This is a genomic window from Pseudomonas sp. B414, from assembly GCF_055408445.1.
In genome coordinates, this window is record NZ_JBUZTQ010000001.1 from 47,611 (window position 1) to 71,671 (window position 24,061).

Consider the following 24,061-nt stretch of genomic DNA (forward strand, 5'->3'; position numbering starts at 1 on the left):
CGCGTTTATACACAATCGCTCTGCGCAGCTGCCGAGGAACGAAGGCTGCGCGAGTTAGCGACTACAAAGGCAAAAGCATCCAGGCGGGGGTCAACTGCTCCCCACGCCATTCAAATGCTGCAGGCGCCAGCACCTGATCGATCTGAGCCTCTGCCCACATCTGCGCCAGAGTCTTGCCCACACCCGGATGAACCTTGTCTGGCGCTATCAACGACAGCGGCCACAACACAAAAGCGTTCTTGAGAATCTCGGCACGGGGCAAGGTCAAACCGTCAAAATTACCCACCAGATCGCCAAAGAACAACACGTCGATGTCCAGCGGCAAGCCTTTACGATCTTGAGCATAACGCCCGTTATCAGCCTCGATCAGCTTCAAACGGCGACTAAGTTCAACCAGCGGCAAATCGGTTTTTGCCGATACCACTAGATTAAAAAACGGCCCGCTCTTGATACCCACCGGCTGGCTTTCAAACACCGCCGAACAGCGCATCGCCTGCAAGAATCCGCTCAGCGCCTCCAGCCCCGCCAGCAAATGCTTTTCGCGCTCGACATTGCTGCCCAGCCCGAGGTAAACCTGAGTTAGCGACATCCGCGCTCAATCTCCACGCCCACCCCTGTAGCCGCCGCAACGGCGCCAGGCTTGGTCAGTTTGAGGTGCAGCCAGGGGATATTGAACTCGCTCATCAATACCTCAGCCAGACGCTCTGCGAAGGTTTCCACCAACTGGAATTGAGCCTGCTCGGCAAATGCCTGGATGCGCGACGACACGCTCGCATAATCCAGTGCCAGCGTCAGATCATCGCCAGCCGCAGCCGGGCGGTTATCCCACGCAAAACTCAGATCAAGGCGCAGACACTGACGGATGCCACGTTCCCAGTCATAAGCACCGATTACGGTGTCAACTTCCAGGCCTTCGATAAACACTCTGTCCAAGCACTCTTCTCCGCAGCACGACAAGGGCGCAAAGCGCCGTTAGAATCAGGGCGTCCTCGCCCGGAATAGTTAGCATGTTTTGGTTACTGGCGACCCTCGCCTACCTGCTCGGCTCTCTGTCCTTCGCCATTTTGCTCAGCCGCCTGACGGGAACCCCCGACCCGCGAATGAGTGGCTCCGGCAATGCCGGCGCAACCAACATGTTGCGTCTGGCCGGCAAAAAACTTGCCGTCCTGACCTTGCTCGGCGACCTGTGCAAGGGGCTTTTGCCCGTCCTGCTGGCCAACCAACTGGATTTCTCGCTCCAGGACCAGGCCTGGATCGGCTGCTGTGCCGTCGTAGGGCACATGTACCCCGCGTACTTCCGCTTTCGCGGCGGTAAGGGCGTCGCCACGGCAGCCGGCATGCTGCTGGGGCTTTATCCGCCCGCTGCACTGCTGGCCGTCGCTGCATGGCTACTGACCTTTCAACTGACCCGTACCAGCTCGCTGGCGGCGTTGATTGCCACACCCCTCACCCTGCCATTGCTGGCCTGGCAAGAGCCTGCCGCCCTGCTGCCCATGAGCTTCCTGACAGCATTGATCGTGTGGCGCCATCGCGGCAATTTACGCGACCTGATGGCCGGGCGCGAACGGCATTTCTGAATCTGCCCCGTGAAAACCCTTCACGCTCACCCGGCCCGTGTTTTTACAAGGGCTGCAGCTGCTCCATCGGCCAGCGCGCCTGCACGCTGATCGCCAGTGTTTCATGCTGGCCAGCCTGCAAGCGCTGACAACCGGCAAACGCAATCATCGCGCCGTTGTCAGTGCAAAATTCCGGACGAGCGTAGTAAACATTGCCCTTCATCTCGCCGAGCATTTTCTCCAGCGAAACGCGTAGCGCCTTGTTCGCACTCACCCCGCCGGCAATCACCAGGCGTTTCATGCCCGCGTGCTTCAAGGCACGCTTGCACTTGATGGTCAGCGTCTCGACAACGGCCTGCTGGAATGCCAGCGAGATATCGCAGCGGGTCTGCTCAGTATCGTCGCCTGCCGCCACACAACGCTGCCAGGTGTTCAAGGCAAAGGTTTTAAGGCCGCTGAAGCTGAACTGCAGGCCCGGACGATCCGTCATGGGCCTTGGGAACACAAAGCGCCCGGCAACCCCCTGAGCGGCCAGACGGGCGATCTCAGGGCCACCCGGGTAATTAAGCCCCATCATCTTCGCGGTCTTGTCGAAGGCTTCGCCCGCCGCATCATCCAGCGTCTCGCCCAACAACTCGTATTGGCCGATACCATCCACGCGAACCAGCTGGGTATGACCACCTGATACCAACAAAGCGACGAACGGGAACTCCGGTGGCTGTTCTTCCAGCATCGGAGCCAGCAAATGGCCTTCCATGTGATGCACGCCGAGGGCCGGGATGCCCCAGGCAAATGCCAGCGCCTGAGCGCAAGAAGCCCCAACCAGCAGGGCTCCAACCAATCCCGGGCCCGCCGTGTAAGCAATCGCGTCGATTTCCGTAGGCACACAGTCGGCCTCGGCCAGCACCTGACGAATCAGGGGCAGCATTCGCTTGACGTGATCTCTGGATGCCAGCTCCGGCACCACACCGCCATAAGCGCGGTGCAGGTCGATCTGACTGAACAATGCATCGGCCAAAAGCCCGCGCTCACTGTCGTATAGCGCGACGCCGGTTTCGTCGCAGGAGGTTTCTAATCCCAGTACTAGCATGGGTTTACGCCTTGTAGAGGCTAAATTCGAAGGCGCGCATAATAGTCGCCACTCCCGCGCCCGGCCAGCGGTTTTCGATCAGAGGCTTTGCATTCCGGGCGATGAGGGGTTAACATCCGCAACCCTTAAAAACCGACGTCTTTCAACGCGATTTTTGCCTTGAGACGTTGACCCCGGTAATGAATGAAGGTAGCTCTGGATGCCAGCCGTCAAAGTAAAAGAGAACGAACCCTTCGACGTAGCTCTGCGTCGTTTCAAGCGCTCCTGCGAAAAAGCCGGTGTTCTGGCTGAAGTTCGCAGCCGCGAATTTTACGAGAAGCCGACTTCCGAGCGTAAGCGCAAAGCAGCAGCTGCTGTTAAGCGTCACGCGAAGAAAGTTCAGCGCGAGCAGCGCCGCGCCGTTCGTCTGTACTAATACACAGACGTTCGTTGCACGCTTCTGCCAAGCCCGGCCTAAAGCCGGGCCGTAGGCAGTTGTTGCAAGTTACATGCTTTATCGTCAAGGCCGCAGATGCGACCGCGACAAGCGTTACATCACGTCAGACCTGGCCTAATAGCCAGCGGTGCACGTCTTTACTGACGAGCCTTCCAAGGCTACCGACGAGCACACCTCTCTGATTTTCCCTAAAGACGATCAGCCCAAGGCACCTCTCCAGTGCCTGCTTATGAGCTATCCGAGACCAGCCATTGGTCAGTGCCGGACTCAGAGCGTGACATTTATCGAGCCCATCAACTCTTATTAACATGAGTAGAGCGGATTTCGACAGATACACTTCCCCGACATAATTGAGCAGACGCCCCATGATCGAGCAGAGCCTTCGCCTGCACGCATGATGACCAGCCATTTATCCGGACCCTTTTCTGCGCAGTGATGACGAGAACGCCATGGCCGGGTTAATCCCCCAGAGCTTTATTGACGACCTTCTGAACCGTACCGATATCGTCGATGTCGTCAGCTCGCGCGTGCAAATGAAGAAAGCCGGCAAGAACTACACTGCCTGCTGCCCCTTCCACAAAGAAAAAACCCCGTCCTTCAGCGTAAGCCCCGACAAACAGTTCTATTACTGCTTTGGCTGCGGCGCTGGCGGCAACGCTCTCGGCTTTATCATGGACCACGACAACCTGGACTTCCCCCAGGCTGTCGAAGAACTGGCCAAAGCCGCCGGCATGGAGATCCCGCGAGAAGAAAGCGGTCGCCCACATAAACCGCGGCAACCGACTGACTCTCCGCTTTACCCGCTCCTGACTGCAGCTGCTGACTTTTATCGCCAGGCCCTAAAAAGCCACCCTCAGCGCAAGGCAGCCGTGGACTACCTGAAGGGCCGAGGCCTGACCGGCGAAATCGCCCGCGACTTCGGCCTGGGGTTCGCCCCGCCAGGCTGGGACAACCTCTACAAGCACTTGAGCAGCGATACGCTCCAGCAAAAAGCCATGATCGATGCCGGCCTGCTGGTGGAAAACGCCGAGACCGGCAAGCGCTACGACCGTTTTCGCGATCGCGTCATGTTTCCGATCCGCGACAGCCGTGGCCGCATCATTGCCTTTGGTGGCAGGGTGCTGGGCGACGACAAACCCAAATACCTGAACTCCCCGGAAACCCCGGTCTTTCATAAAGGCCAGGAACTGTACGGACTGTTCGAAGCGCGCAAATTCAATCGCAGCCTCGACGAAATCATCGTGGTTGAAGGTTATATGGACGTCATCGCCCTGGCCCAGCAAGGCTTGCGCAATGCCGTTGCCACGCTGGGTACCGCTACCAGCGAAGAGCACATGAAGCGCCTGTTTCGCGTGGTGCCCAGCGTCCTGTTCTGTTTTGACGGCGACCAGGCAGGCCGCAATGCCGCCTGGCGCGCACTTGAAGCTACCCTGCCCTGCTTGCAGGATGGTCGCCGTGCGCGCTTCCTGTTTTTGCCCGAAGGTGAAGACCCGGACACCCTGGTGCGCTCCGAAGGCACTGACGCCTTCAAGGCGCGCATCAACCAGCATGCCCAGCCGCTGGCCGATTACTTCTTCCAGCAACTCACCGAAGAAGCCGACCCGCGCTCGCTTGAAGGCAAGGCCCATATGGCCACGCTGGCAGCACCGCTGATCGACAAGGTCCCGGGTGCCAACCTGCGCACCCTGATGCGTCAGCGCCTGAGCGAAATTACCGGCCTCACCAGCGAAACGGTCAGCCAACTGGCGCAAAGCGCCCCGACCAAGCCCCAGACACAACCGACTTATGACCCGGGCATCGATTACGATGCCATGCCTGACTACAGCGACTTCCAGCAACCGGACATGTACATCCCGCAACAGGAATGGACACCGAAAAAGCCTGGCGCTGGCGGCAAGAAATGGGAAAACAAGCCATGGGACAAAAAGGGCAAGCGTGGCGGCGAACGCGAGCAGGCCTGGATCCCCGTCGGCGTTGAACCGCCCACGCTGACCGCGCTGCGTACCCTGCTGCACCACCCGCAACTGGCTAAAAAAGTCGAAGACGCCGGGCACTTTGCAGCAGAAGACCAGACTAATAATCAGCTATTGATTGCTCTGGTAGAGGCCGTACAAAAAAATCCTAAGCTAAGCTCTATCCAGTTACTGTCCCGCTGGCACGGCACTGAACAGGGCCGTCTGCTGCAAAGACTGCTGGAAAAGGAATGGCTAATTGATGCCGACAACCTTGAACAACAGTTTTTCGACACCATAACTAGCCTGTCAGCTCGCCAACGCGAGCGAAATCTAGAGCAACTTCTTCGAAAAGCACGTCAAGGCGAGCTAACCGACGAGGAAAAAAATCAGTTACGCGACCTTTTAAGTCGCAATAATCCCGCATCAAACCCGACCTCAACTGGCGCGTGAGGTCATAGCTAAGGTATAATCCTCGGCTTGTTTTTTGCCCGCCAAGACCTTCAGTGGATAGGGTGTTATGTCCGGAAAAGCGCAACAGCAGTCTCGTATCAAAGAGTTGATCACCCTCGGCCGTGAGCAGAAGTATCTGACTTACGCAGAGGTCAACGACCACCTGCCCGAAGATATTTCAGATCCGGAGCAAGTGGAAGACATCATCCGCATGATTAATGACATGGGGATCCCCGTACACGAGAGTGCTCCGGATGCGGACGCCCTTATGTTGGCCGATGCCGACACCGACGAAGCAGCGGCTGAAGAAGCGGCTGCAGCGTTGGCGGCGGTCGAAACCGACATTGGTCGTACTACCGACCCAGTACGCATGTATATGCGTGAAATGGGCACGGTAGAACTGCTGACACGTGAAGGCGAAATTGAAATCGCCAAGCGTATCGAAGAAGGCATCCGTGAAGTGATGGGCGCAATTGCGCACTTCCCTGGCACGGTTGACCATATTCTCTCCGAGTACACTCGCGTCACCACCGAAGGTGGTCGCCTGTCCGACGTTCTGAGCGGTTATATCGACCCGGACGACGGCATTGCGCCTCCTGCAGCCGAAGTGCCGCCTCCTGTCGATCCCAAGGTGAAAGCCGAAGGTGATGACGAAGAGGACGATAAGGAAGAAGCTGCCGAAGAAGAGGAAGAGGTCGAAAGCGGCCCCGATCCGATCATCGCGGCTCAGCGCTTTGGCGCTGTTTCCGATCAGATGGAAATCGCTCGCAAGGCTCTGAAAAAGCACGGTCGCGGCAGCAAGCAGGCAATTGCCGAGCTGGTTGCACTGGCTGAGCTGTTCATGCCGATCAAACTGGTCCCGAAGCAATTCGAAGGCCTGGTTGAACGTGTTCGCAGCGCCCTGGAGCGTCTGCGTGCCCAAGAGCGTGCCATCATGCAGCTGTGTGTACGTGATGCACGTATGCCGCGTACCGACTTCCTGCGCCTGTTCCCGGGCAACGAAGTTGACGAAAGCTGGAGCGACGCACTGGCCAAAGGCAAAAGCAAATACGCTGAAGCCATTGGTCGCCTGCAACCGGACATCATCCGTTGCCAGCAAAAGCTGTCTGCTCTTGAGGCCGAAACTGGCCTGAAGATTGCCGAGATCAAGGACATCAACCGTCGCATGTCGATCGGCGAGGCCAAGGCCCGCCGTGCGAAGAAAGAGATGGTTGAAGCCAACTTGCGTCTGGTGATCTCCATCGCCAAGAAGTACACCAACCGTGGTTTGCAGTTCCTCGACCTGATCCAGGAAGGCAACATCGGCTTGATGAAAGCGGTAGACAAGTTTGAATACCGCCGCGGCTACAAATTCTCGACTTATGCCACCTGGTGGATCCGTCAGGCGATCACTCGCTCGATCGCCGACCAGGCCCGCACCATCCGTATTCCGGTGCACATGATCGAGACGATCAACAAGCTCAACCGTATTTCCCGCCAGATGTTGCAGGAAATGGGCCGTGAACCGACCCCGGAAGAGCTGGGCGAACGCATGGAAATGCCTGAGGATAAAATCCGCAAGGTATTGAAGATCGCTAAAGAGCCGATCTCCATGGAAACCCCGATCGGTGATGACGAAGACTCCCATCTGGGTGACTTCATCGAAGACTCGACCATGCAGTCGCCAATCGATGTAGCCACTGTTGAGAGCCTTAAAGAAGCGACACGCGACGTACTCGGCGGCCTCACAGCCCGTGAAGCCAAGGTACTGCGCATGCGCTTCGGTATCGACATGAATACCGACCACACCCTTGAGGAGGTTGGTAAGCAGTTCGACGTTACCCGTGAGCGGATTCGTCAGATCGAAGCCAAGGCGTTGCGCAAGCTGCGCCACCCGACGAGAAGCGAGCATTTGCGCTCCTTCCTCGACGAGTGATAACAAAACCCCCGGCCCTGCCGGGGGTTTTGCTTTACAGCTAAAACCCTCTCTGCCCCTCCCCTCTACCACAGCCCGACTACACTGGTTGCATCCAGGTGTATTGAAGGGACGCGCATGTCACGTTTGCTGGCTACCCTGCTGTTGTCACTTGTCGTTTGGACCTCAGGTGCCAATGCCCTGACACTCACCAACGAAGAACAACAGTGGCTAAAAAACCATCCTGAATTGCTTCTGGGGATTGATACCACATGGCCGCCTTTTGAGTTCCTCAACCAGGAAGGCCAATACACAGGCCTGGCCGCCGACTACATACATCTGATCACCAAACGGTTAGGCATAACTGTCAAACAGGTTTCGGCTGCTAGCTGGGGCGAAATACTGGAGCAGACCAAAGATGGCAAGCTCGACTGGCTACCTGGTGTCATGTCGACTCCCGAGCGCCAAAAGCGCCTGGCATTTACCCGGCCATATCTGGACTTCCCCATTGTCATCCTCGCCCACAAGGGCGGCGCTGCCCCCAAGAACATCAAAGAACTCTATGGCCTCAGGGTTGGCGTGATCGAAAACTACGCCCCTCACGAATTGCTGCGCACTCAACACCCCGATCTGAATATCGTCGCGCTGCCCAACGTCAGCTCTGCGTTACAAGCCCTGGCCACGGACCAGATAGATGCCATGGTGGGTGATCTGGCCTCCAGCGTATGGAGCCTGCGCCAGCTGAAGCTCGACGGTCTGTATGTCAGTGGCGAAACCCCTTATCGCTTTCAACTGGCCATGGCCGTGCCGAAAAACCAGACCGTCCTGTTAGGGCTGCTGGACAAGGTGCTGGCCGATATAAGCCCCAGTGAAACCGAACGTATTCAGCAGCGCTGGGTCGGCAATCTCAGCGACTATCACGCGCTGTGGCGCACCCTGCTGCTGTACGTACTGCCTGGTATATTGCTGCTGATCATCGTGCTGTTCGCGGTCATCCGCATCAACCGGCGCCTGAGCTCGGAAATTTCCCGGCGTACAGCCCTCGAACAAGAACTGCGCAGCAGCGAGGATCATTACAAGGGGTTGATTGAAAGCCTTTCAGCCATCGCCTGGGAAACAGGGCTGGACGACGACACCTACACCTATGTGTCCCCCCAGGCCCAGGACTTGCTCGGCTATCCGGTCTCTGACTGGCTCAAGCCGGGGTTCTGGAAGCGCGTAGTGCACCCCGAAGACCTGCCCCGAACCCTGGCCTGGCGTAAAAAAGAGATCAGTGCAGGTCATGATCACAGCTTGGACTATCGCGTGATCACCGCAGATGGCAACACCCTTTGGCTACGCGACATTGCCAGTATCACGACCCACAACCAACAAGCCGTGGTTCGCGGCCTGATGATCAATATCAGCGAAACCAAACAAACCGAAGAAGCCTTGCTCCTCTCCGAGGAAAAGTTTGCCAAGGCCTTTCATGCATCGCTGGACGGCCTTTTGCTGAGTCGTCAAAGCGATGGCCTGATCATCGAGATAAACGAAGGTTTCAGCCGCCTTATCGGCTATGACAGTGCCAGCGCCCTGTACCACTCAACGCTGGAACTGCAGCTGTGGGTCGACCCCCAGGAGCGCCGTGATCTGCTCAAGGCCCTGGAGAAAAACGGCTTTGTGCGCGACTTCACTTGCCACATCCGACACAAGGAAGGGCAAGTACGTCTCTGTGAAATATCCAGCTACCCGCTGATGATCGGTACCGACGACTGCATATTGACCATCGTTCACGACATTACCGAACGGCACCAGATGCAGGAAAAACTTCTGCAAACAGCCACCGTGTTCGAGAGTACGGCCGAAGGCATCATCTTCACCGACCCCGAGCAAAAAATCACCGCGGTCAATCGGGCCTTTACCGAAATTACCGGCTACTCCGAAAGTGAAGTACTGGGCCAGACACCGCGCATCCTGGCCTCTGGCCGACACGACAAACTGTTCTTTGCCTCCATGTGGTACCAACTATTGAGCGCTGACAACTGGCAGGGCGAAATCAGCAACCGGCGCAAAAACGGTGAGATCTATCCCAACTGGATGACCATTAGCGCCGTACGCAACAACCATGATGTGGTGACACACTTTGTCGCGGTATTTTCCGATATTTCCAGCCTCAAACTTGCCCAGGAGCGCCTTGATCACCAGGCCCACCACGACCCGCTGACCAACTTGCCCAACCGTTTACTGTTTGAAAGCCGGGTGCGCCAGATCCTCACCGATCAGCGTCGTAACGACCAATACAGCTCCGTGCTGTTTTTGGACCTTGATCGCTTCAAGAACATCAATGACAGCCTCGGACACCCTGTGGGTGATCAGTTGCTCAAAGGCATTGCCACCCGCCTGACCGAGCAACTGCGCGACATAGATACGGTCGCCCGCCTTGGCGGCGATGAATTTATCATCCTGTTACCCGGGCTCAAAGACCCGAACGATGCGCAGATGATTGCCGAAAAACTGCTGAGCAGTTTCAACGAGCCCTTTCTTACAGACGAATGCGAACTGTTTATCAGTGCCAGCATCGGCATCAGCGTCTACCCGGACGATGGCGACGACGTAGCCACCCTGATCAAAAATGCCGATATCGCGATGTACCACTCCAAACTCAAAGGGCGTAATCGCGTCGAACGCTTCAGCCACGACCTTAGCTCCGAGAGCAGTGCACGGATCCTTCTGGGGCAGGAATTGCGCCGCGCCCTGGAGCGCGGCCAAGTATCACTGCTGTACCAGCCAAAAATCCGTTTACGCGACCATACCCTGGCAGGGGCCGAAGCACTGCTGCACTGGAACCACCCTCTACTGGGAGGAATCTCACATGAGCGCTTAATTCACCTTGCTGAAGAAAATGGCATGATCATACAAATTGGTGACTGGATGCTTGAACGCGCCTGCCAGCAACTGTGCGCGTGGAATGAGCTGTACAAGCCCTTTGGCCCCATCTCAGTCAACCTTGCCAGCGCCCAGTTGCACCAGCCTGGGCTGACGGAGCACATCCAACAACTGCTCGAAACCTGCAAACTCAGACCTGAAAGCCTGAAACTGAAAATCACCGAAACCTTTATCACGGGCCAGACCGAACAAGCTTTCGAAGCCCTGCATCGGCTCAAGCAACTGGGGGTCAAACTGTCCATCGACAACTTCGGCACCGGTAACTCGTCCCTCAGCTACCTCAAGCGCTTGCCGCTGGACACCCTGAAAATCGACCCGTCATTTGTTCATGGGTTACCCGATGATACAAATGATGCCGCCATCGTGCATGCCATCATCGCGTTGGGGCACAGCATGCACTTCACCATCATTGCCGACGGCGTTGAAACCCGGGAACAACAGATATTTCTGGCACAGGCAGGTTGCGAAATGATCCAGGGCGACCTCGTCAGCCCGCCGTTGCTTCCAGAAAAATTCGCGGCTACCTTCCTTCACATGCCAATTTCAGATTTTTCGGATAGCACTACTGAGAAACCGTCGTTATAATCCGCGACCTACTGAGGGCCTATAGCTCAGTTGGTTAGAGCAGGGGACTCATAATCCCTTGGTCGTAGGTTCGAGTCCTACTGGGCCCACCATACTCAAAGCCGCGCACTGCGCGGCTTTTGTGTTTCTGGGGGTTGGGATTTGGCTTTTCAAAAATCTCCAAAAACCGGTTTCCGTCCACAACCCGTCCACAGGCCAGCCTTACAGTCCTTGTACTGTTCTCCACATTTCACAGGTTAGACAGTGAGCCTGATACCCAGCATTATCAGCTCAAATAGTGAGCCGAATAGCCTCATTAATCGGCTCACAAAAGAATAAACTCCATGACTGCCAAACACGCTCACCCCCTCCCTGGAGCCACCCTTGCCTGACACCCGCCCCCCTGCACTGGATGAAATCGACCGCCAATTGATCGCGGCCTTGCAGCTCAATGCCCGTGAAAGCGTGGCGATGCTGGCCCGGCAGTTGGGGATTGCGCGCACCACCGTGACCTCACGGCTGGCGCGGCTGGAGAAAACAGCGGTCATTACCGGCTATGGGGTTCGCCTGGGGCAGCGCCTGATTGATGGCGGCTTGCAGGCTTATGTCGGGATTACCGTACAGCCACGCTCCGGTAAGGAAGTGGTGCGCCGCTTGAGCGCAATGGCCCAGGTACAGCAGCTGTGCGCAGTCAGCGGCGAATTCGATTACGTGGCCTGGCTGCGTAGCGATTCGCCCGAGCAACTGGACCAATTGCTCGATCAGATTGGCAGCGTAGAAGGTGTCGAAAAAACCACTACCTCAATCATCCTCAGCAGCAAAGTTGATCGCGGATAAGTCATTTTGATCAACAACTTCGTCATATCGACTAAATAAAAGCCATAACGACGACAGTTTGCGTCTTATTAACGTGTTCTGCGCTCCCTATCATGGTCCCTGTCTTTTTCTATACTCAAAGTAACGCTTGAGTCGCCAGCAAGGTCAGCCATGAACAAGAATAATCGCCACCCTATCGACGGCAAAAAACCGATCACCATTTTCGGCCCGGACTTTCCGTTTGCCTTTGATGACTGGATCGAGCACCCGGCAGGTCTGGGTAGTATTCCGGCACACAAGCTGGGATCGGAGGTGGCGATTGTCGGCGCCGGCATGGCCGGCATGGTGGCGGCTTATGAGTTGATGAAGCTGGGCCTCAAACCTGTGGTGTATGAAGCCTCGAAAATGGGCGGCCGTCTGCGCTCGCAAGCCTTTGAAGGCAGCGAAGGGGTGATCGCCGAGCTGGGCGGCATGCGTTTCCCGGTGTCCTCTACGGCGTTTTACCACTATGTCGACAAGCTGGGGCTGGAGACCAAACCCTTCCCCAACCCGCTGACTCCCGCGTCGGGCAGCACGGTTATCGACCTTGAAGGCCAAACCTTCTACGCACAGAAACTGGCAGATCTGCCTGCACTGTTTCAGGAAGTGGCTGACGCCTGGGCCGATGCGCTGGAGGAAGGCTCGCGCTTTGGCGATATCCAGCAAGCCATCCGTGACCGTGATGTCCCGCGCCTGAAAGAACTGTGGAACACCTTGGTGCCACTGTGGGACGACCGCACCTTCTACGATTTCGTAGCCACGTCCAAGGCTTTCGCCAAGCTGTCATTCCAGCACCGCGAAGTGTTTGGCCAGGTTGGTTTCGGCACCGGTGGCTGGGACTCGGACTTCCCCAACTCGATGCTGGAAATCTTCCGCGTGGTGATGACCAACTGCGACGACCACCAACATCTGGTCGTCGGTGGTGTCGAACAAGTACCACTGGGAATCTGGCGCCACACCCCCGAGCGCTGCGCCCACTGGCCTGCAGGCACAAGCCTGAGTTCGCTGCACAACGGCGCCCCACGTACCGGGGTCAAAGCCATCTCTCGTGCAACTGACGGGATGTTTTCCGTTACTGACAATCTCGGCGTAGTGCGCACTCACGAAGCGATTCTGGTCACCTGCCAAAGCTGGCTGCTGACCACCCAGATCGAATGCGAAGAGTCGCTGTTCTCGCAAAAACTGTGGATGGCCCTGGACCGCACGCGCTATATGCAGTCGTCGAAAACCTTTGTCATGGTCGACCGCCCGTTCTGGAAAGATAAAGACCCGGAAACCGGCCGCGACCTGATGAGCATGACCCTCACCGACCGCCTGACCCGCGGCACTTACCTGTTCGACAACGGCGACGACAAACCGGGGGTGATTTGCCTGTCGTACTCATGGATGAGCGATGCGCTGAAAATGCTCCCGCATCCGGTGGAAAAGCGCGTGAAGCTGGCCCTCGACTCGCTGAAAAAGATCTACCCGAAGGTGGATATCGCCAGCCGTATCATCGGCGATCCGATCACTATCTCGTGGGAAGCCGACCCGCACTTCCTGGGTGCCTTCAAGGGCGCGCTGCCGGGGCATTACCGTTACAACCAGCGTATGTATGCGCACTTTATGCAGCAGGACATGCCCGGCGAACAGCGCGGTATCTTTATTGCCGGTGATGACGTGTCCTGGACTCCGGCGTGGGTCGAAGGTGCAGTGCAGACCTCATTGAACGCGGTGTGGGGCATCATGAACCACTTCGGCGGCAGCACCCACGCCGAGAACCCGGGCCCGGGCGATGTGTTCCATGAACTCGGACCGATTGCCTTGCCGGATTGACCCGAAAGTACAGCAGGAGAACCCCATGCGCGTCGCCCTATACCAATGCCCGCCCCTACCACTGGATGTCGCGGGCAATCTGCAGCGCTTGAGTGATATTGCACAGCAAACCGAAGGCGTCGACCTGCTGGTCCTGCCCGAAATGTTCCTCACCGGCTATAACATCGGCGCCCGGGCTGTAGCCGAACTCGCCCAGGCCCACGACGGCGACGCCGCACAACAGATTGCCAAACTGGCCAAAGCCACCGGCATGGCCATCGTTTACGGCTACCCCGAGTGTGGCGCAGACGGGCATATCTACAACAGCGCACAATTGATCGATGCCCACGGCAACAGCCTGTGCAATTACCGCAAGACCCATCTGTTCGGCGAGCTCGACCATTCGATGTTCAGCAAAGGCCCCGACGCATTTCCGGTCTTTGAGCTCAATGGCTGGCAACTCGGCCTGCTGATTTGCTACGACCTCGAATTCCCGGAAAACACCCGCCGCCTGGCTCTGGCCGGGGCCGAACTGATTGTGGTGCCCACCGCCAATATGGCGCCCTACGATTTTATCGCTGACGTCACCGTGCGTTGCCGTGCCTTTGAAAACCAGTGCTATGTGGCCTACGCCAACTATTGTGGGCACGAAGGCGAGATCCATTACTGCGGGCAAAGCAGCATTGCTGCGCCCAACGGCCAGCAGATTGCCCTGGCCGAACAGGACGAGACCCTGCTGGTCGCGACCTTGAAACGCCAGCAACTGGCTGATGCCAAAACCGGCAATTTCTACCTTGCAGACCGTCGCCCCGAGCTATATGGCGAGCTGAGCAAGCGCTAAATCCGCTAGCATGGACGCTTCTCTGTTCCGGAAGTGCCCATGCCTGCGCTGAACCACCCTCACACCCAACGTCTGACCCTGGAAAACGGTCTGACCCTTAGCGTGCGCCACGAGCCGCGCCTCAAGCGCTGCGCGGCCGTTTTACGGGTCGCCGCAGGCAGTCACGATGTGCCCGGCGCATGGCCGGGCCTTGCGCATTTCCTTGAACACCTGCTGTTTCTGGGCACCGAACGCTTCCCGGCCGCAGACAATCTGATGGTCTGGGTGCAGCGCCACGGCGGTCTGGTCAATGCCCGGACTTGCGAGCGGCATACCGACTTCTTTTTCGAGCTGCCTTTAAGCGCCGTAGAAGGCGGCCTTGAGCGCTTGTGCGACATGCTCGGCCACCTGCGCATGAATATGGATGAACAGCTGCGCGAACGCGAAGTGCTGCACGCCGAATTTATCGCCTGGGCCCGTGAGCCATTGGCACAGCGTGAGATAAAACTGTTCCAGCCGCTGAACCCGGGCCATCCGCTGCGGGCATTCCATGCCGGTAACAGGTACAGCCTACCCGTGCCGCGTACGAGTTTTCAGCAGGCTCTTAAAGACTTCTACCAAAGGTTCTATCAGACCGGGCAAATGACCTTGAGCCTTAGCGGCCCGCAGATGGTTCAAGAACTGATCGCCCTCGCCGAACATTGCACCAACGATCTTCGCCCCGGCGCGGCCGTGCAACAAACCTGCCCGCCGGCACTGATGACAGTCGGGCAAGCGCACTATCAACACATCAATGAACAGACCCTGAGCCTGATGTTCGCCCTGGAGCAACTGCCGCCAGAGTCGGTACCAGCCCTGGACTTTCTGTGCCACTGGATCAATGCCGACAAGGCTGGCGGCCTGCTCGCACGCTTGCGCGAGCAACAACTGATCGACAGCCTTAAAGCCAAACGCCTCTACGACTTCAATGGTCAGGCCTTATTGCAAATAGAGTTCAGTGCAGCCGGGGACATTACCCAAGACGCCAGGCAAATCCGCGACACCTTCCATGACTGGCTGGCGTTTTTCAGCGCTCAACAAGATTGGCCCGGGCTGCGTGAGGAATACCGCCTGCTGCAGCAGCGTCAGCAAGATATTAACGGCGCACTGGAACTGGCCCGCCTTGATTGTGAGCAATCTGTGCCCGGCCTGTCGGACCAGGGCATCACAGCCCTCAAGGCCATTGTGCAACAGATGCAGCCAGTGCCAGCAGCGCACCAGGCCTGGCAACTGCCTGCACCCAATCCGTTTCTGCAAACTGCGAAAGAGCCTGTGAGTGCCGGTCTGATTCGCGGCCAAACCAGCGCTCACCGTGGCTTGCGCACCTTCGCTCAAGACCGTTTGCGCAGCCGCCGCGATCTGTCCGCCATGAGTTTCAGCAGCGCAATCACAAGCCACAGCGGCGAAGCGGTGATTTACCTGCGCTGGCGCCTGCCGGCAAAGCCTGCCGACACGTTGCTGCCTGCGCTGGAAAACAGCCTGCAGTCGCTGAGGCTAGATGCCCGCCACGCCGGAGTCGAACTTTCGCTCAATGCCGTGGGCAATGACTGGCTGCTAAAACTGCAGGGCTTTCACGAACCAATGCCCGCCATTCTTGAGCACGCACTGCGCGCACTCAGCGTGCCTGCGGTTGAAAAACCAGCCAACGCGTCCTCAAGCACGACATTGATGCCGATTCGCCAACTGCTTAAACGCCTGCCTGAGTTGCGCCATTCTGACAGCGAACCAGTGATCAACGATCTGCAACACTGCTGGGACGGGGCGCGCTGGGACGGGTTGGCGGTCGGTCTGCCAGCCGCCACCCAGGCCTTGATCACCCCCGTACTGAACAAGGTGCCCGGCACTGCGCACGCACAGCTGGCGCAGCTGCCTGAGCCGGCCAGCGAGCGCCGCTGGCATACCGAGCCCTGCGACTCCAGCGAGCATGCACTGATCCTGTTTTGCCCGACCCCCGAAGCCACACTGGCTGACGAAGCCGCCTGGCGGTTGCTTGCGCAGGTGGCGCAAACTCCGTTCTACCAGCGCCTGCGGGTTGATTTGCAACTGGGTTATGCCGTGTTCAGCGGCCTGCGCCAAATCAATGGCCAAACCGGCCTGTTGTTTGGCGTGCAATCGCCCCACGCCACTACTGCACAAATCTATGAGCACATCGGTAGTTTCCTCGAAGATTTGCCGAATCGGGTCTGTGCTCTGGATGAAACATCTTTCACCCAGACCCGCGCCGCCTTGGCACAACAGTTCTCGAACGAGGCTCTGGGCGTGTCCCAGGCCAGCGAATTGTTATGGCAAGCCAAACTCGCGGGCCACCCGTCGGATTACCTCACAGCTCTCTACGCTGCCCTTATGGCGCTGGATCAAGGCACTACACTGAAAGCGGCCGAGCAGATCAGCTCACCTGCAAGTCACTGGCTGTGCTTGGCCACAAGCCCGGCAACTGAAACGTTTTATCCAGGGAGAAGCTGATAGTTACCAACCCTGCAAAGGGCTTTCTTCGACATTGGGCGTTCAAAAACTGTCAAATTTAGTAACATAGCCTCCTAAGCTTTTGAACATCTCCTTCGGGAGCTGGACTAATCAAGAGACACCCTTTTACCCACCCACTGAAGGAGTCACCTAATGGCCTGGACCAAACCTGCTTACACCGACCTGCGTATTGGCTTTGAAGTCACCATGTACTTCGCAAGCCGTTGATCCGCGCGGCCTCTTGAATAAGAGCCAAGCAGAGCAACCCAACGCCTCGGTTCGCCGGGGCGTTTTTATTTTCAGCTTCACAAGAGAACACTCCATGTTCGTCCAGATTCTAGGCTCCGCCGCAGGCGGCGGATTCCCGCAGTGGAACTGCAACTGCGTCAATTGCGCAGGTTTTCGTGACGGCAGCCTGCGCGCCACGGCCCGCACCCAGTCGTCCATTGCGATATCCGATGACGGCGTAAACTGGGTTCTGTGCAACACTTCGCCCGATATCCGCGCCCAACTGCAAGGCTTTGCTCCGATGCAACCGGGCCGGGCCCTGCGTGATACCGGGATCAGCGCGATCATCCTGATGGATAGCCAGATCGACCACACCACAGGCCTGCTGAGCCTGCGCGAAGGTTGCCCGCATGATGTGTGGTGCACCGATATGGTTCACGAAGACCTGAGCACCGGTTTTCCGCTGTTCACCATGCTCAAGCACTGGAACGGTGGCCTGAACTGGCACCGCATCGAACTTGAAGGCTCGTTCACCATCCCGGCCTGCCCCAACCTGCGTTTCAGCCCGCTGCCCTTGCGCAGTGCCGCGCCGCCGTACTCGCCGCACCGCTTCGACCCGCACCCAGGCGACAATATCGGCCTGATCGTCGAAGACCTGCGCACCGGCGGCAAACTGTTCTACGCCCCGGGCCTGGGCAAGGTGGATGCACCGTTGCTGGAAATCATGGCCGGCAGCAACTGCCTGCTGGTGGACGGCACGATGTGGGACGACGACGAAATGCAGCGCCGCGGTGTCGGTACCCGTACCGGTCGTGAGATGGGCCATTTGGCACAAAACGGCCCCGGCGGCATGCTCGAAGTGCTTGAGCAACTGCCCGAGCAGCGCAAGGTCCTTATCCATATCAACAACACCAACCCGATACTCGACGAAGACTCTGCCGAACGTGCCGAACTGGCCCGTCGGGGCGTTGAAGTAGCCTTTGATGGCATGAGTATCGAGTTGTAATGCAAAACCCTGTAGTCGCTGCCGAAGGCTGCGAAGGGTTGCGGAGCAACCCGTTTTCTTCAAAACACTGCGATCCCCATCGCAGCCTGCGGCAGCGACTACAAGAACAACTCTTGCGGAGGCACCCGATGACCCAAGCCCCACTCTCCACCGCCGAATTCGAGGCCGCCCTGCGTGCCAAAGGCGCCTACTACCACATCTACCACCCTTACCAGGTAGCCATGTACGAAGGCCGTGCGACCCGCGAGCAGATTCAGGGCTGGGTCGCCAACCGCTACTACTACCAGGTCAATATCCCGCTTAAAGACGCCGCCATCCTCGCCAACTGCCCGGATCGCGAAGTACGCCGCGAGTGGATTCAACGCATGATCGACCACGACGGCGCCCCCGGCGAAGACGGCGGCATCGAAGCCTGGCTACGCCTGGGTCAGGCAGTCGGCCTGGATCCGGACCAGATGCGTTCCCAGGAACTGGTCCTGCCCGGCGTACGTTTCGCCGTAGACGCCTACGTCAACTTCGCCCGCCGCGCCAGTTGGGAAGAGGCCGCCAGCAGTTCGCTGACCGAAATGTTCGCGCCGCAAATCCACCAGTCCCGCCTCGACAGCTGGCCCCAGCATTACCCCTGGATCGACCCGGCCGGCTACGAATACTTCCGCACCCGCCTGGGCCAGGCCCGACGCGACGTGGAACACGGGCTGGCAATCACCCTGCAGCACTACACTACCTATGAAGGCCAGCAACGCATGCTGGAGATCCTGCAGTTCAAGCTCGACATTCTCTGGAGCATGCTCGACGCCATGACCATGGCCTACGAGCTGGACCGCCCGCCTTATCACAGCGTGACCAGCGAACGCGTCTGGCATAAAGGAATCACCCTATGAGCTTCGATCGCAGCAAAATCCCGAGCTGGCGTACCGGCTATCGCTTTCAGTACGAACCGGCGCAAAAAGGCCATGTGCTGCTGTACCCCGAAGGCATGATCAAACTCAATGACAGCGCCGCGCTGATTGGCGGCCTTATCGATGGCCAGCGCGATGTCGCGGCCATTATTGGTGAACTGGACCAACAGTTCCCCGGCGTACCCGAGCTCGGCGCAGACATCGAGCAATTTATGGAGGTCGCTCGTGCAGAGCACTGGATCGAACTTGCCTGATAGCCGTATCCCGCCCAAACCAGAAGTCGGCTTGCCGCTCTGGCTGTTGGCCGAGTTGACCTATCGCTGCCCGCTGCAATGCCCCTATTGCTCCAACCCGCTGGACTTCGCCCAACAGGGTAAAGAGCTGAGCACCGAGCAATGGATCAAGGTGTTTCGCGAAGCGCGGGAAATGGGCGCCGCGCAGCTAGGCTTCTCCGGTGGCGAGCCGCTGGTGCGTCAGGATTTGTCCGAACTGATCGGCGAGGCCCGCAAACTGGGCTTTTACACCAACCTGATCACCTCGGGCATCGGCCTGACCGAGCAAAAGATCAGCGACTTCAAAAAAGCCGGGCTGGACCATATCCAGATCAGCTTCCAGGCCAGTGACGAGCAAGTGAACAACCTGCTGGCCGGCTCGAAAAAGGCCTTCGCGCAAAAACTCGAGATGGCCCGAGCGGTCAAAGCTCACGGCTACCCGATGGTGCTGAATTTCGTCACCCATCGGCACAATATCGACAAGATCGACCGCATCATCGAGCTGTGCATCGCCCTTGAGGCCGACTTTGTAGAGCTTGCCACCTGCCAGTTCTACGGCTGGGCCCAGCTCAACCGCGTCGGCCTGCTGCCGACCAAAGAGCAACTGGTCCGCGCCGAGCGCATTACCAATGAGTACCGGGCCAAGCTGGAGGCCGAAGGCCATCCCTGCAAGCTGATTTTCGTCACCCCGGACTATTACGAAGAGCGCCCCAAGGCCTGCATGAACGGCTGGGGCAGCATCTTTTTGACCGTAACACCTGACGGCACGGCCCTGCCGTGTCATGGTGCCCGGCAAATGCCGGTCGAGTTTCCCAATGTGCGCGACCACAGCATGCAGCACATCTGGTATGACTCGTTTGGCTTCAACCGTTTTCGCGGTTATGACTGGATGCCCGAGCCTTGCCGCTCGTGCGACGAGAAAGAAAAGGACTTCGGCGGCTGCCGTTGCCAGGCCTTTATGCTCACCGGGGACGCCAGCAATGCCGACCCGGTGTGCAGTAAATCGCCACAACACGACCTGATTCTCAAGGCGCGCGAAGAAGCCGAGCACGCCACCCAGACCATTGAACAATTGGCCTTCCGAAATGAACGAAACTCACGTCTTATCGCCAAAAGCTGAACCCTTCAGCGCCGCACTCGCCGTTGCCGCCGGGGTCGATTTCGCAGAGCTGCGCGTCGGGACACAGGGCCTGTTCTGGAATGAGTACCGCCCACAGGATGCGGCCTCACGCATCTGGCACTGGCGCAATGGCCAGGCTCACTGCCTGACACCCGCCGGTTTCAGCGCACGCAGCCGGGTATACGAGTACGGCGGTGGCGGGTTTTGCCTGAGCGATGACGCCGTGGTGTTCGTCAACGAAGCCGATCAGCAGTTGTACCTGCAACCCTTGGACGGCACAGCTGCGCAGGCGCTGACCCAGGGCACTTGCCGCTACGGCGGCGTGCAGTTTGCCGGCGGGCAGGTGCTGGCCGTCGAAGAAAACATCGATCAGCATCGACTGGTCAGCATCGACTTAAGCAGCCTTGAACGCCAGGTATTGGCCGAAGGTGCCGATTTCTATGGTGCGCCCAGCCTCAGCCCTGACGGCCAACGCCTGGCCTGGGTTGAATGGAGCCGCCCGCACCAGCCCTGGACCTCCACCCGCCTGATGCTGGCCGAAGGCCAAACTGCAGGGCGCTGGAATGCCGCGCAATGCCTGGCGGGCGACCTTGCCCAAGAATCGCTGCAACAGCCGCGTTTCGACGAAAACAACCGCCTGCATTGCCTGACCGACCGTGCCGGGTTCTGGCAGCCTTGGGCCGAATCCGGCGAAGGCCTGGTGCCCGCACCCTGCGCGCGCGCCGATCACGCCCCGGCACCTTGGCAACTGGGCACCAGCACCTGGCTGCCGCTGGGTGAGCAATCTTATTTGGCTACCTGGAGCGAAGGCGGTTTCGGCCGCCTGGGCATCCGCACGGCTGACGGCAGCCTGGAAGACTTCACTGGCGACTACAGCCATTTTCGCAGCCTGGCGCTGGATGATGGGTATATCTATTGCATCGCCTCGTCGCCCGTAAGCCCTTCGGCAGTGATCCGCATTGGCCGCACCGACCACCAGGTTGGGGTACTGGCCGGTGGTGTTGCGCCCTTGCCGCCCGAACGTATCAGCCGTCCACAGACCCTGCGCTACCCTTCTGGCAGCGACCACGCTCACGGCTTTTTCTACCCGTCGATGAACAGCGAGAGCAAACCGCCATTGGTGGTGTTTATCCACGGCGGCCCGACTTCGGCCTGCTACCCGATGCTCGACCCGCGCATCCAGTACTGGACCCAGCGCGGCTTTGCCGTGGCCGACCTCAACTATCGCGGCAGCACCGGTTATGGCCGTGAGTATCGTCAGGCCTTGCATCTGAATTGGGGCGTGGTGGATGTCGAAGACGCCTGCGCGGTGGTCAGTTATCTCGCCGGGCAAGGGCTGATCGATCCGGACCATGCGTTTATTCGCGGCGGCAGTGCGGGGGGGTACACCACCTTGTGCGCGCTGGCGTTCCACAAGGTGTTCCGGGCGGGGGCCAGCCTGTACGGAGTCAGCGACCCGATTGCGCTGACGCGGTCTACCCACAAGTTTGAAGGCGATTACCTGGACTGGCTGATAGGCGACCCCGTACAGGATGCTGAACGCTATGCGGCACGCACCCCGTTGCTATACGCCAACCAGATCAGCGTGCCGGTAATTTTCTTCCAGGGCGAACTCGACGCCGTAGTCATGCCGCAGCAAACCCGCGACATGCTCCAGGCGCTGCAGGACAACGGCATCCCGGCCCAGGCCCATTACTACCCGGACGAACGCCACGGCTTTCGCAAGGCCAGTAACCAGGCACATGCGCTGGAACAGGAATGGTTGTTTTACAGCCAGGTGATGCAGGCTAATGCATAACGTGTAGTCGCTGCCGAAGGCTGCGAACGGTACCCCAAGGTTGAATGAGCAGGGCCTTCGGCCCTGATCGCAGCCTGCGGCAGCGACTACAGATCTATATCCCTTGCCAGTTTAACGCTTGGCGATAATCCACACCGCGTGCACGATCCCCGGAATATAACCGCACAGGGTCAGCAGAATATTCAGCCAGAATGCCCCGGCAAAACCTACCTGCATAAACACGCCCAGCGGCGGAAGCAGAATGGCGAAGATGATTTTTACAAGATCCATATGCGCAGCTCCCAATCGATGGTGGGCCTGATCCGGCCCTACCCTTAATCGACTGCGGGCACGACGCAAAGGTTCAGTCAGACTTATCCACAGCCAAAAAAAACGCCCCGTGCCGAAGGAATCAGGCACAGGGCGATGCGTTATACCGCGAGACGGTTCTTTAAATTCTGTGTACTACACAGCACAACAACTGTGGGAGCTATCGGCAATCAGACGGCAACACCGCGACGGCACTGCAATTGCGCCGTTCTAACCCGGGCAAAGGCCCGCGCCAGACGCAGCAGCATTTCATCGATATTGCCCTTGCTCACGCACAGTGCCGGGGTAAAGCGCAGGCAATCAGGCTGCGGGGCGCTAATCAACAAACCCTCGTACAGCGCCGCCTTGACCACCGCATCTGCCGAATCATCCGACAAGGTCAGCCCCCACAGCAGCCCATGCCCACGCAATTCACCCTGTGCATAACTATTCGCCAAGCGGCCCAGGCCCTCGCGCAGATGTTGCCCCGCGTCGCAAACCTGTTGCAGAAAGCCTTTTTCCAGTAGCGTATCGAGCACCGCCAGCCCCGCTGCGCTCATCAAGGCATTGCCATGGTGGGTGCCACCCAGCTCGCCGGGCTCCAGGCAACAAGCCTTGCCCCGAGCCAGCAACGCAGCCAGTGGCACACCACCTCCCAGGCCCTTGCCCAGGGTGATGATATCGGCGCGAATGCCGTAATTCTGTTCTGCCAGCAAGGTGCCACAACGACCCATGCCAGTCTGGACTTCATCCAGGATCAGCAAAATCCCCAGCTCACGACACAACCGCTCAACACCCTTGAGGTAATGCTCGGTCGCCGGGATCACCCCAGCTTCGCTTTGCACCGGCTCCAGCATAATAGCCACGGTCTGTGCATCAACGGCCGCATGCAGCGCGGGCAAATCGTTAAACGGTACATTGATAAACCCAGGCAACTGCGGTTCGAAGCGGTTATCCAGGATAGCTCCGCCCGAGGCCGACATGGCGCCAAAGCTGCGACCATGGCAGCTGTGGCTGGCCGTGATAATCCGGTGCGCGCCACCACGATGCAGCTGGCCCCATTTGCGCGCCAGCTTGATCGCGCCTTCGTTAGCCTCAGCACCGGTATTGAGCAAATGCACCTGATCGCTGCCGGTGCTTTCACACAAGCGCTGGGCCAGATCCAGCATGGCGCGGTTTAAAAAGCCTGCGCCTGGGTTCATCAAAGATTGCGCCTGCCCGGTCATTGCCTTGACCAGCACCGCCGGACTATGACCCAGGCTGTTGGCTGCCCCGCCCTGGGTAAAATCCAGATAGGCACGGCTGTCGCTGTCCCACATCCACGACCCCTGCCCGCGTACAAACACTTGGGCTGCGCGCTCGACACAGGGCATCAGGTAATCACGCGACGGGTGGTTGCCAGCCTTGGACGGCGCAGAGTGCGCAGCCATCTCTTCTAGGCTGGGGGAATGACGACGCAGATTAAACAGGTTCATGCACGCGGACCTTGTGACCCTATACAGATTCGATTTGCAAGCCCCGGCTGTTTATATAGAAGGTAAACCTCTTGTTGGGTTTATTGCCTTGCCTATGTAAAACGCCGCTGCAGATCAGCATCTATGGCTCGATG

At 58.5% G+C, this 24,061-nt stretch carries 20 protein-coding genes and 1 tRNA gene; 16 read left to right on the top strand and 5 right to left on the bottom strand.

Annotated features, from left to right (window positions below; all coding sequences use genetic code 11):
* Positions 1–61: 61 nt before the first annotated feature.
* Together folK and folB are read right to left on the bottom strand one after the other, a co-directional pair.
* Positions 62–589 carry a 2-amino-4-hydroxy-6-hydroxymethyldihydropteridine diphosphokinase gene (folK, locus tag ACZRMH_RS00225; RefSeq protein ID WP_464011623.1) on the bottom strand — a complete coding sequence of 176 codons (528 nt, stop codon included), beginning with the start codon at positions 587–589 and terminating at the stop codon, positions 62–64.
* On the bottom strand, positions 580–933 hold the full coding sequence (gene folB, locus ACZRMH_RS00230) for a dihydroneopterin aldolase (RefSeq protein ID WP_095031104.1): 354 nt from the start codon (positions 931–933) through the stop codon (positions 580–582). Before folB ends, folK begins: the two co-directional genes overlap by 10 nt.
* Positions 934–1,007: 74 nt before the next feature.
* Here folB and plsY point away from each other — a divergent pair, with 74 nt between their 5' ends.
* Entirely contained in the window at positions 1,008–1,577 is a 570-nt protein-coding gene (plsY, locus tag ACZRMH_RS00235) for a glycerol-3-phosphate 1-O-acyltransferase PlsY (protein WP_464011624.1), read from the top strand.
* 43 nt (positions 1,578–1,620) lie between these two features.
* Here the strand turns inward: plsY and tsaD are convergent, their stop codons facing one another.
* Entirely contained in the window at positions 1,621–2,646 is a 1,026-nt protein-coding gene (tsaD, locus tag ACZRMH_RS00240; RefSeq protein WP_464011625.1) for a tRNA (adenosine(37)-N6)-threonylcarbamoyltransferase complex transferase subunit TsaD, read from the bottom strand.
* A 199-nt stretch (positions 2,647–2,845) separates the two neighbouring features.
* Between tsaD and rpsU the strand changes: the two genes are divergently transcribed.
* From rpsU to ACZRMH_RS00315, 15 genes are all read left to right on the top strand, one after another.
* Positions 2,846–3,061 (top strand): 30S ribosomal protein S21, encoded by a 216-nt coding sequence (gene rpsU / locus ACZRMH_RS00245; RefSeq protein WP_002551877.1) that lies wholly within the window; start codon positions 2,846–2,848, stop codon positions 3,059–3,061.
* Positions 3,062–3,531: 470 nt separating this feature from the next.
* Entirely contained in the window at positions 3,532–5,487 is a 1,956-nt protein-coding gene (gene dnaG / locus ACZRMH_RS00250; RefSeq protein WP_464011626.1) for a DNA primase, read from the top strand.
* 67 nt (positions 5,488–5,554) lie between these two features.
* On the top strand, positions 5,555–7,402 hold the full coding sequence (gene rpoD, locus ACZRMH_RS00255) for an RNA polymerase sigma factor RpoD (RefSeq protein ID WP_464011627.1): 1,848 nt from the start codon (positions 5,555–5,557) through the stop codon (positions 7,400–7,402).
* A gap of 117 nt (positions 7,403–7,519) precedes the next feature.
* Positions 7,520–10,891 (top strand): bifunctional diguanylate cyclase/phosphodiesterase, encoded by a 3,372-nt coding sequence (locus ACZRMH_RS00260; protein WP_464011628.1) that lies wholly within the window; start codon positions 7,520–7,522, stop codon positions 10,889–10,891.
* A 15-nt stretch (positions 10,892–10,906) separates the two neighbouring features.
* Positions 10,907–10,983, top strand: a tRNA-Ile gene (locus ACZRMH_RS00265).
* Positions 10,984–11,254: 271 nt separating this feature from the next.
* A complete protein-coding gene (locus ACZRMH_RS00270; RefSeq protein WP_464011629.1) occupies positions 11,255–11,707 on the top strand; it encodes an Lrp/AsnC family transcriptional regulator in 453 nt (150 codons plus the stop codon).
* 150 nt (positions 11,708–11,857) lie between these two features.
* The gene (locus ACZRMH_RS00275) at positions 11,858–13,540 is read left to right on the top strand and encodes a flavin monoamine oxidase family protein (protein WP_464011630.1); all 1,683 of its coding nucleotides are present in this window, start codon (positions 11,858–11,860) and stop codon (positions 13,538–13,540) included.
* Positions 13,541–13,565: 25 nt separating this feature from the next.
* Positions 13,566–14,360, top strand: a complete 795-nt coding sequence (locus ACZRMH_RS00280; RefSeq protein WP_464011631.1) for a carbon-nitrogen hydrolase family protein — start codon at positions 13,566–13,568, stop codon at positions 14,358–14,360.
* 39 nt (positions 14,361–14,399) lie between these two features.
* Positions 14,400–16,841: a pyrroloquinoline quinone biosynthesis protein PqqF gene (gene pqqF / locus ACZRMH_RS00285; protein ID WP_464011632.1), complete on the top strand. Its 2,442-nt coding sequence runs from the start codon at positions 14,400–14,402 to the stop codon at positions 16,839–16,841.
* A 153-nt stretch (positions 16,842–16,994) separates the two neighbouring features.
* Positions 16,995–17,069 carry a pyrroloquinoline quinone precursor peptide PqqA gene (gene pqqA / locus ACZRMH_RS00290; RefSeq protein ID WP_003444522.1) on the top strand — a complete coding sequence of 25 codons (75 nt, stop codon included), beginning with the start codon at positions 16,995–16,997 and terminating at the stop codon, positions 17,067–17,069.
* A gap of 94 nt (positions 17,070–17,163) precedes the next feature.
* Positions 17,164–18,075 (top strand): pyrroloquinoline quinone biosynthesis protein PqqB, encoded by a 912-nt coding sequence (gene pqqB, locus ACZRMH_RS00295; protein ID WP_464011633.1) that lies wholly within the window; start codon positions 17,164–17,166, stop codon positions 18,073–18,075.
* 128 nt (positions 18,076–18,203) lie between these two features.
* Positions 18,204–18,956, top strand: a complete 753-nt coding sequence (gene pqqC, locus ACZRMH_RS00300) for a pyrroloquinoline-quinone synthase PqqC (RefSeq protein ID WP_464011634.1) — start codon at positions 18,204–18,206, stop codon at positions 18,954–18,956.
* The gene (pqqD, locus tag ACZRMH_RS00305) at positions 18,953–19,228 is read left to right on the top strand and encodes a pyrroloquinoline quinone biosynthesis peptide chaperone PqqD (RefSeq protein WP_464011635.1); all 276 of its coding nucleotides are present in this window, start codon (positions 18,953–18,955) and stop codon (positions 19,226–19,228) included. The genes pqqC and pqqD overlap by 4 nt, the downstream gene beginning before the upstream one ends.
* Entirely contained in the window at positions 19,221–20,366 is a 1,146-nt protein-coding gene (gene pqqE, locus ACZRMH_RS00310; protein WP_464011636.1) for a pyrroloquinoline quinone biosynthesis protein PqqE, read from the top strand. The genes pqqD and pqqE overlap by 8 nt, the downstream gene beginning before the upstream one ends.
* Complete coding sequence (locus ACZRMH_RS00315; protein ID WP_464011637.1) at positions 20,332–22,164, top strand: S9 family peptidase; 1,833 nt, start codon at positions 20,332–20,334, stop codon at positions 22,162–22,164. The genes pqqE and ACZRMH_RS00315 overlap by 35 nt, the downstream gene beginning before the upstream one ends.
* Before the next feature lie 111 nt (positions 22,165–22,275).
* On the opposite strand, the gene ACZRMH_RS00320 is transcribed toward ACZRMH_RS00315, so the two are convergent.
* Both ACZRMH_RS00320 and ACZRMH_RS00325 read right to left on the bottom strand, forming a co-directional pair.
* Positions 22,276–22,434 (bottom strand): YqaE/Pmp3 family membrane protein, encoded by a 159-nt coding sequence (locus ACZRMH_RS00320; RefSeq protein ID WP_464011638.1) that lies wholly within the window; start codon positions 22,432–22,434, stop codon positions 22,276–22,278.
* Positions 22,435–22,643: 209 nt separating this feature from the next.
* Positions 22,644–23,927, bottom strand: a complete 1,284-nt coding sequence (locus ACZRMH_RS00325; RefSeq protein ID WP_464011639.1) for an aspartate aminotransferase family protein — start codon at positions 23,925–23,927, stop codon at positions 22,644–22,646.
* Positions 23,928–24,061: the final 134 nt, after the last annotated feature.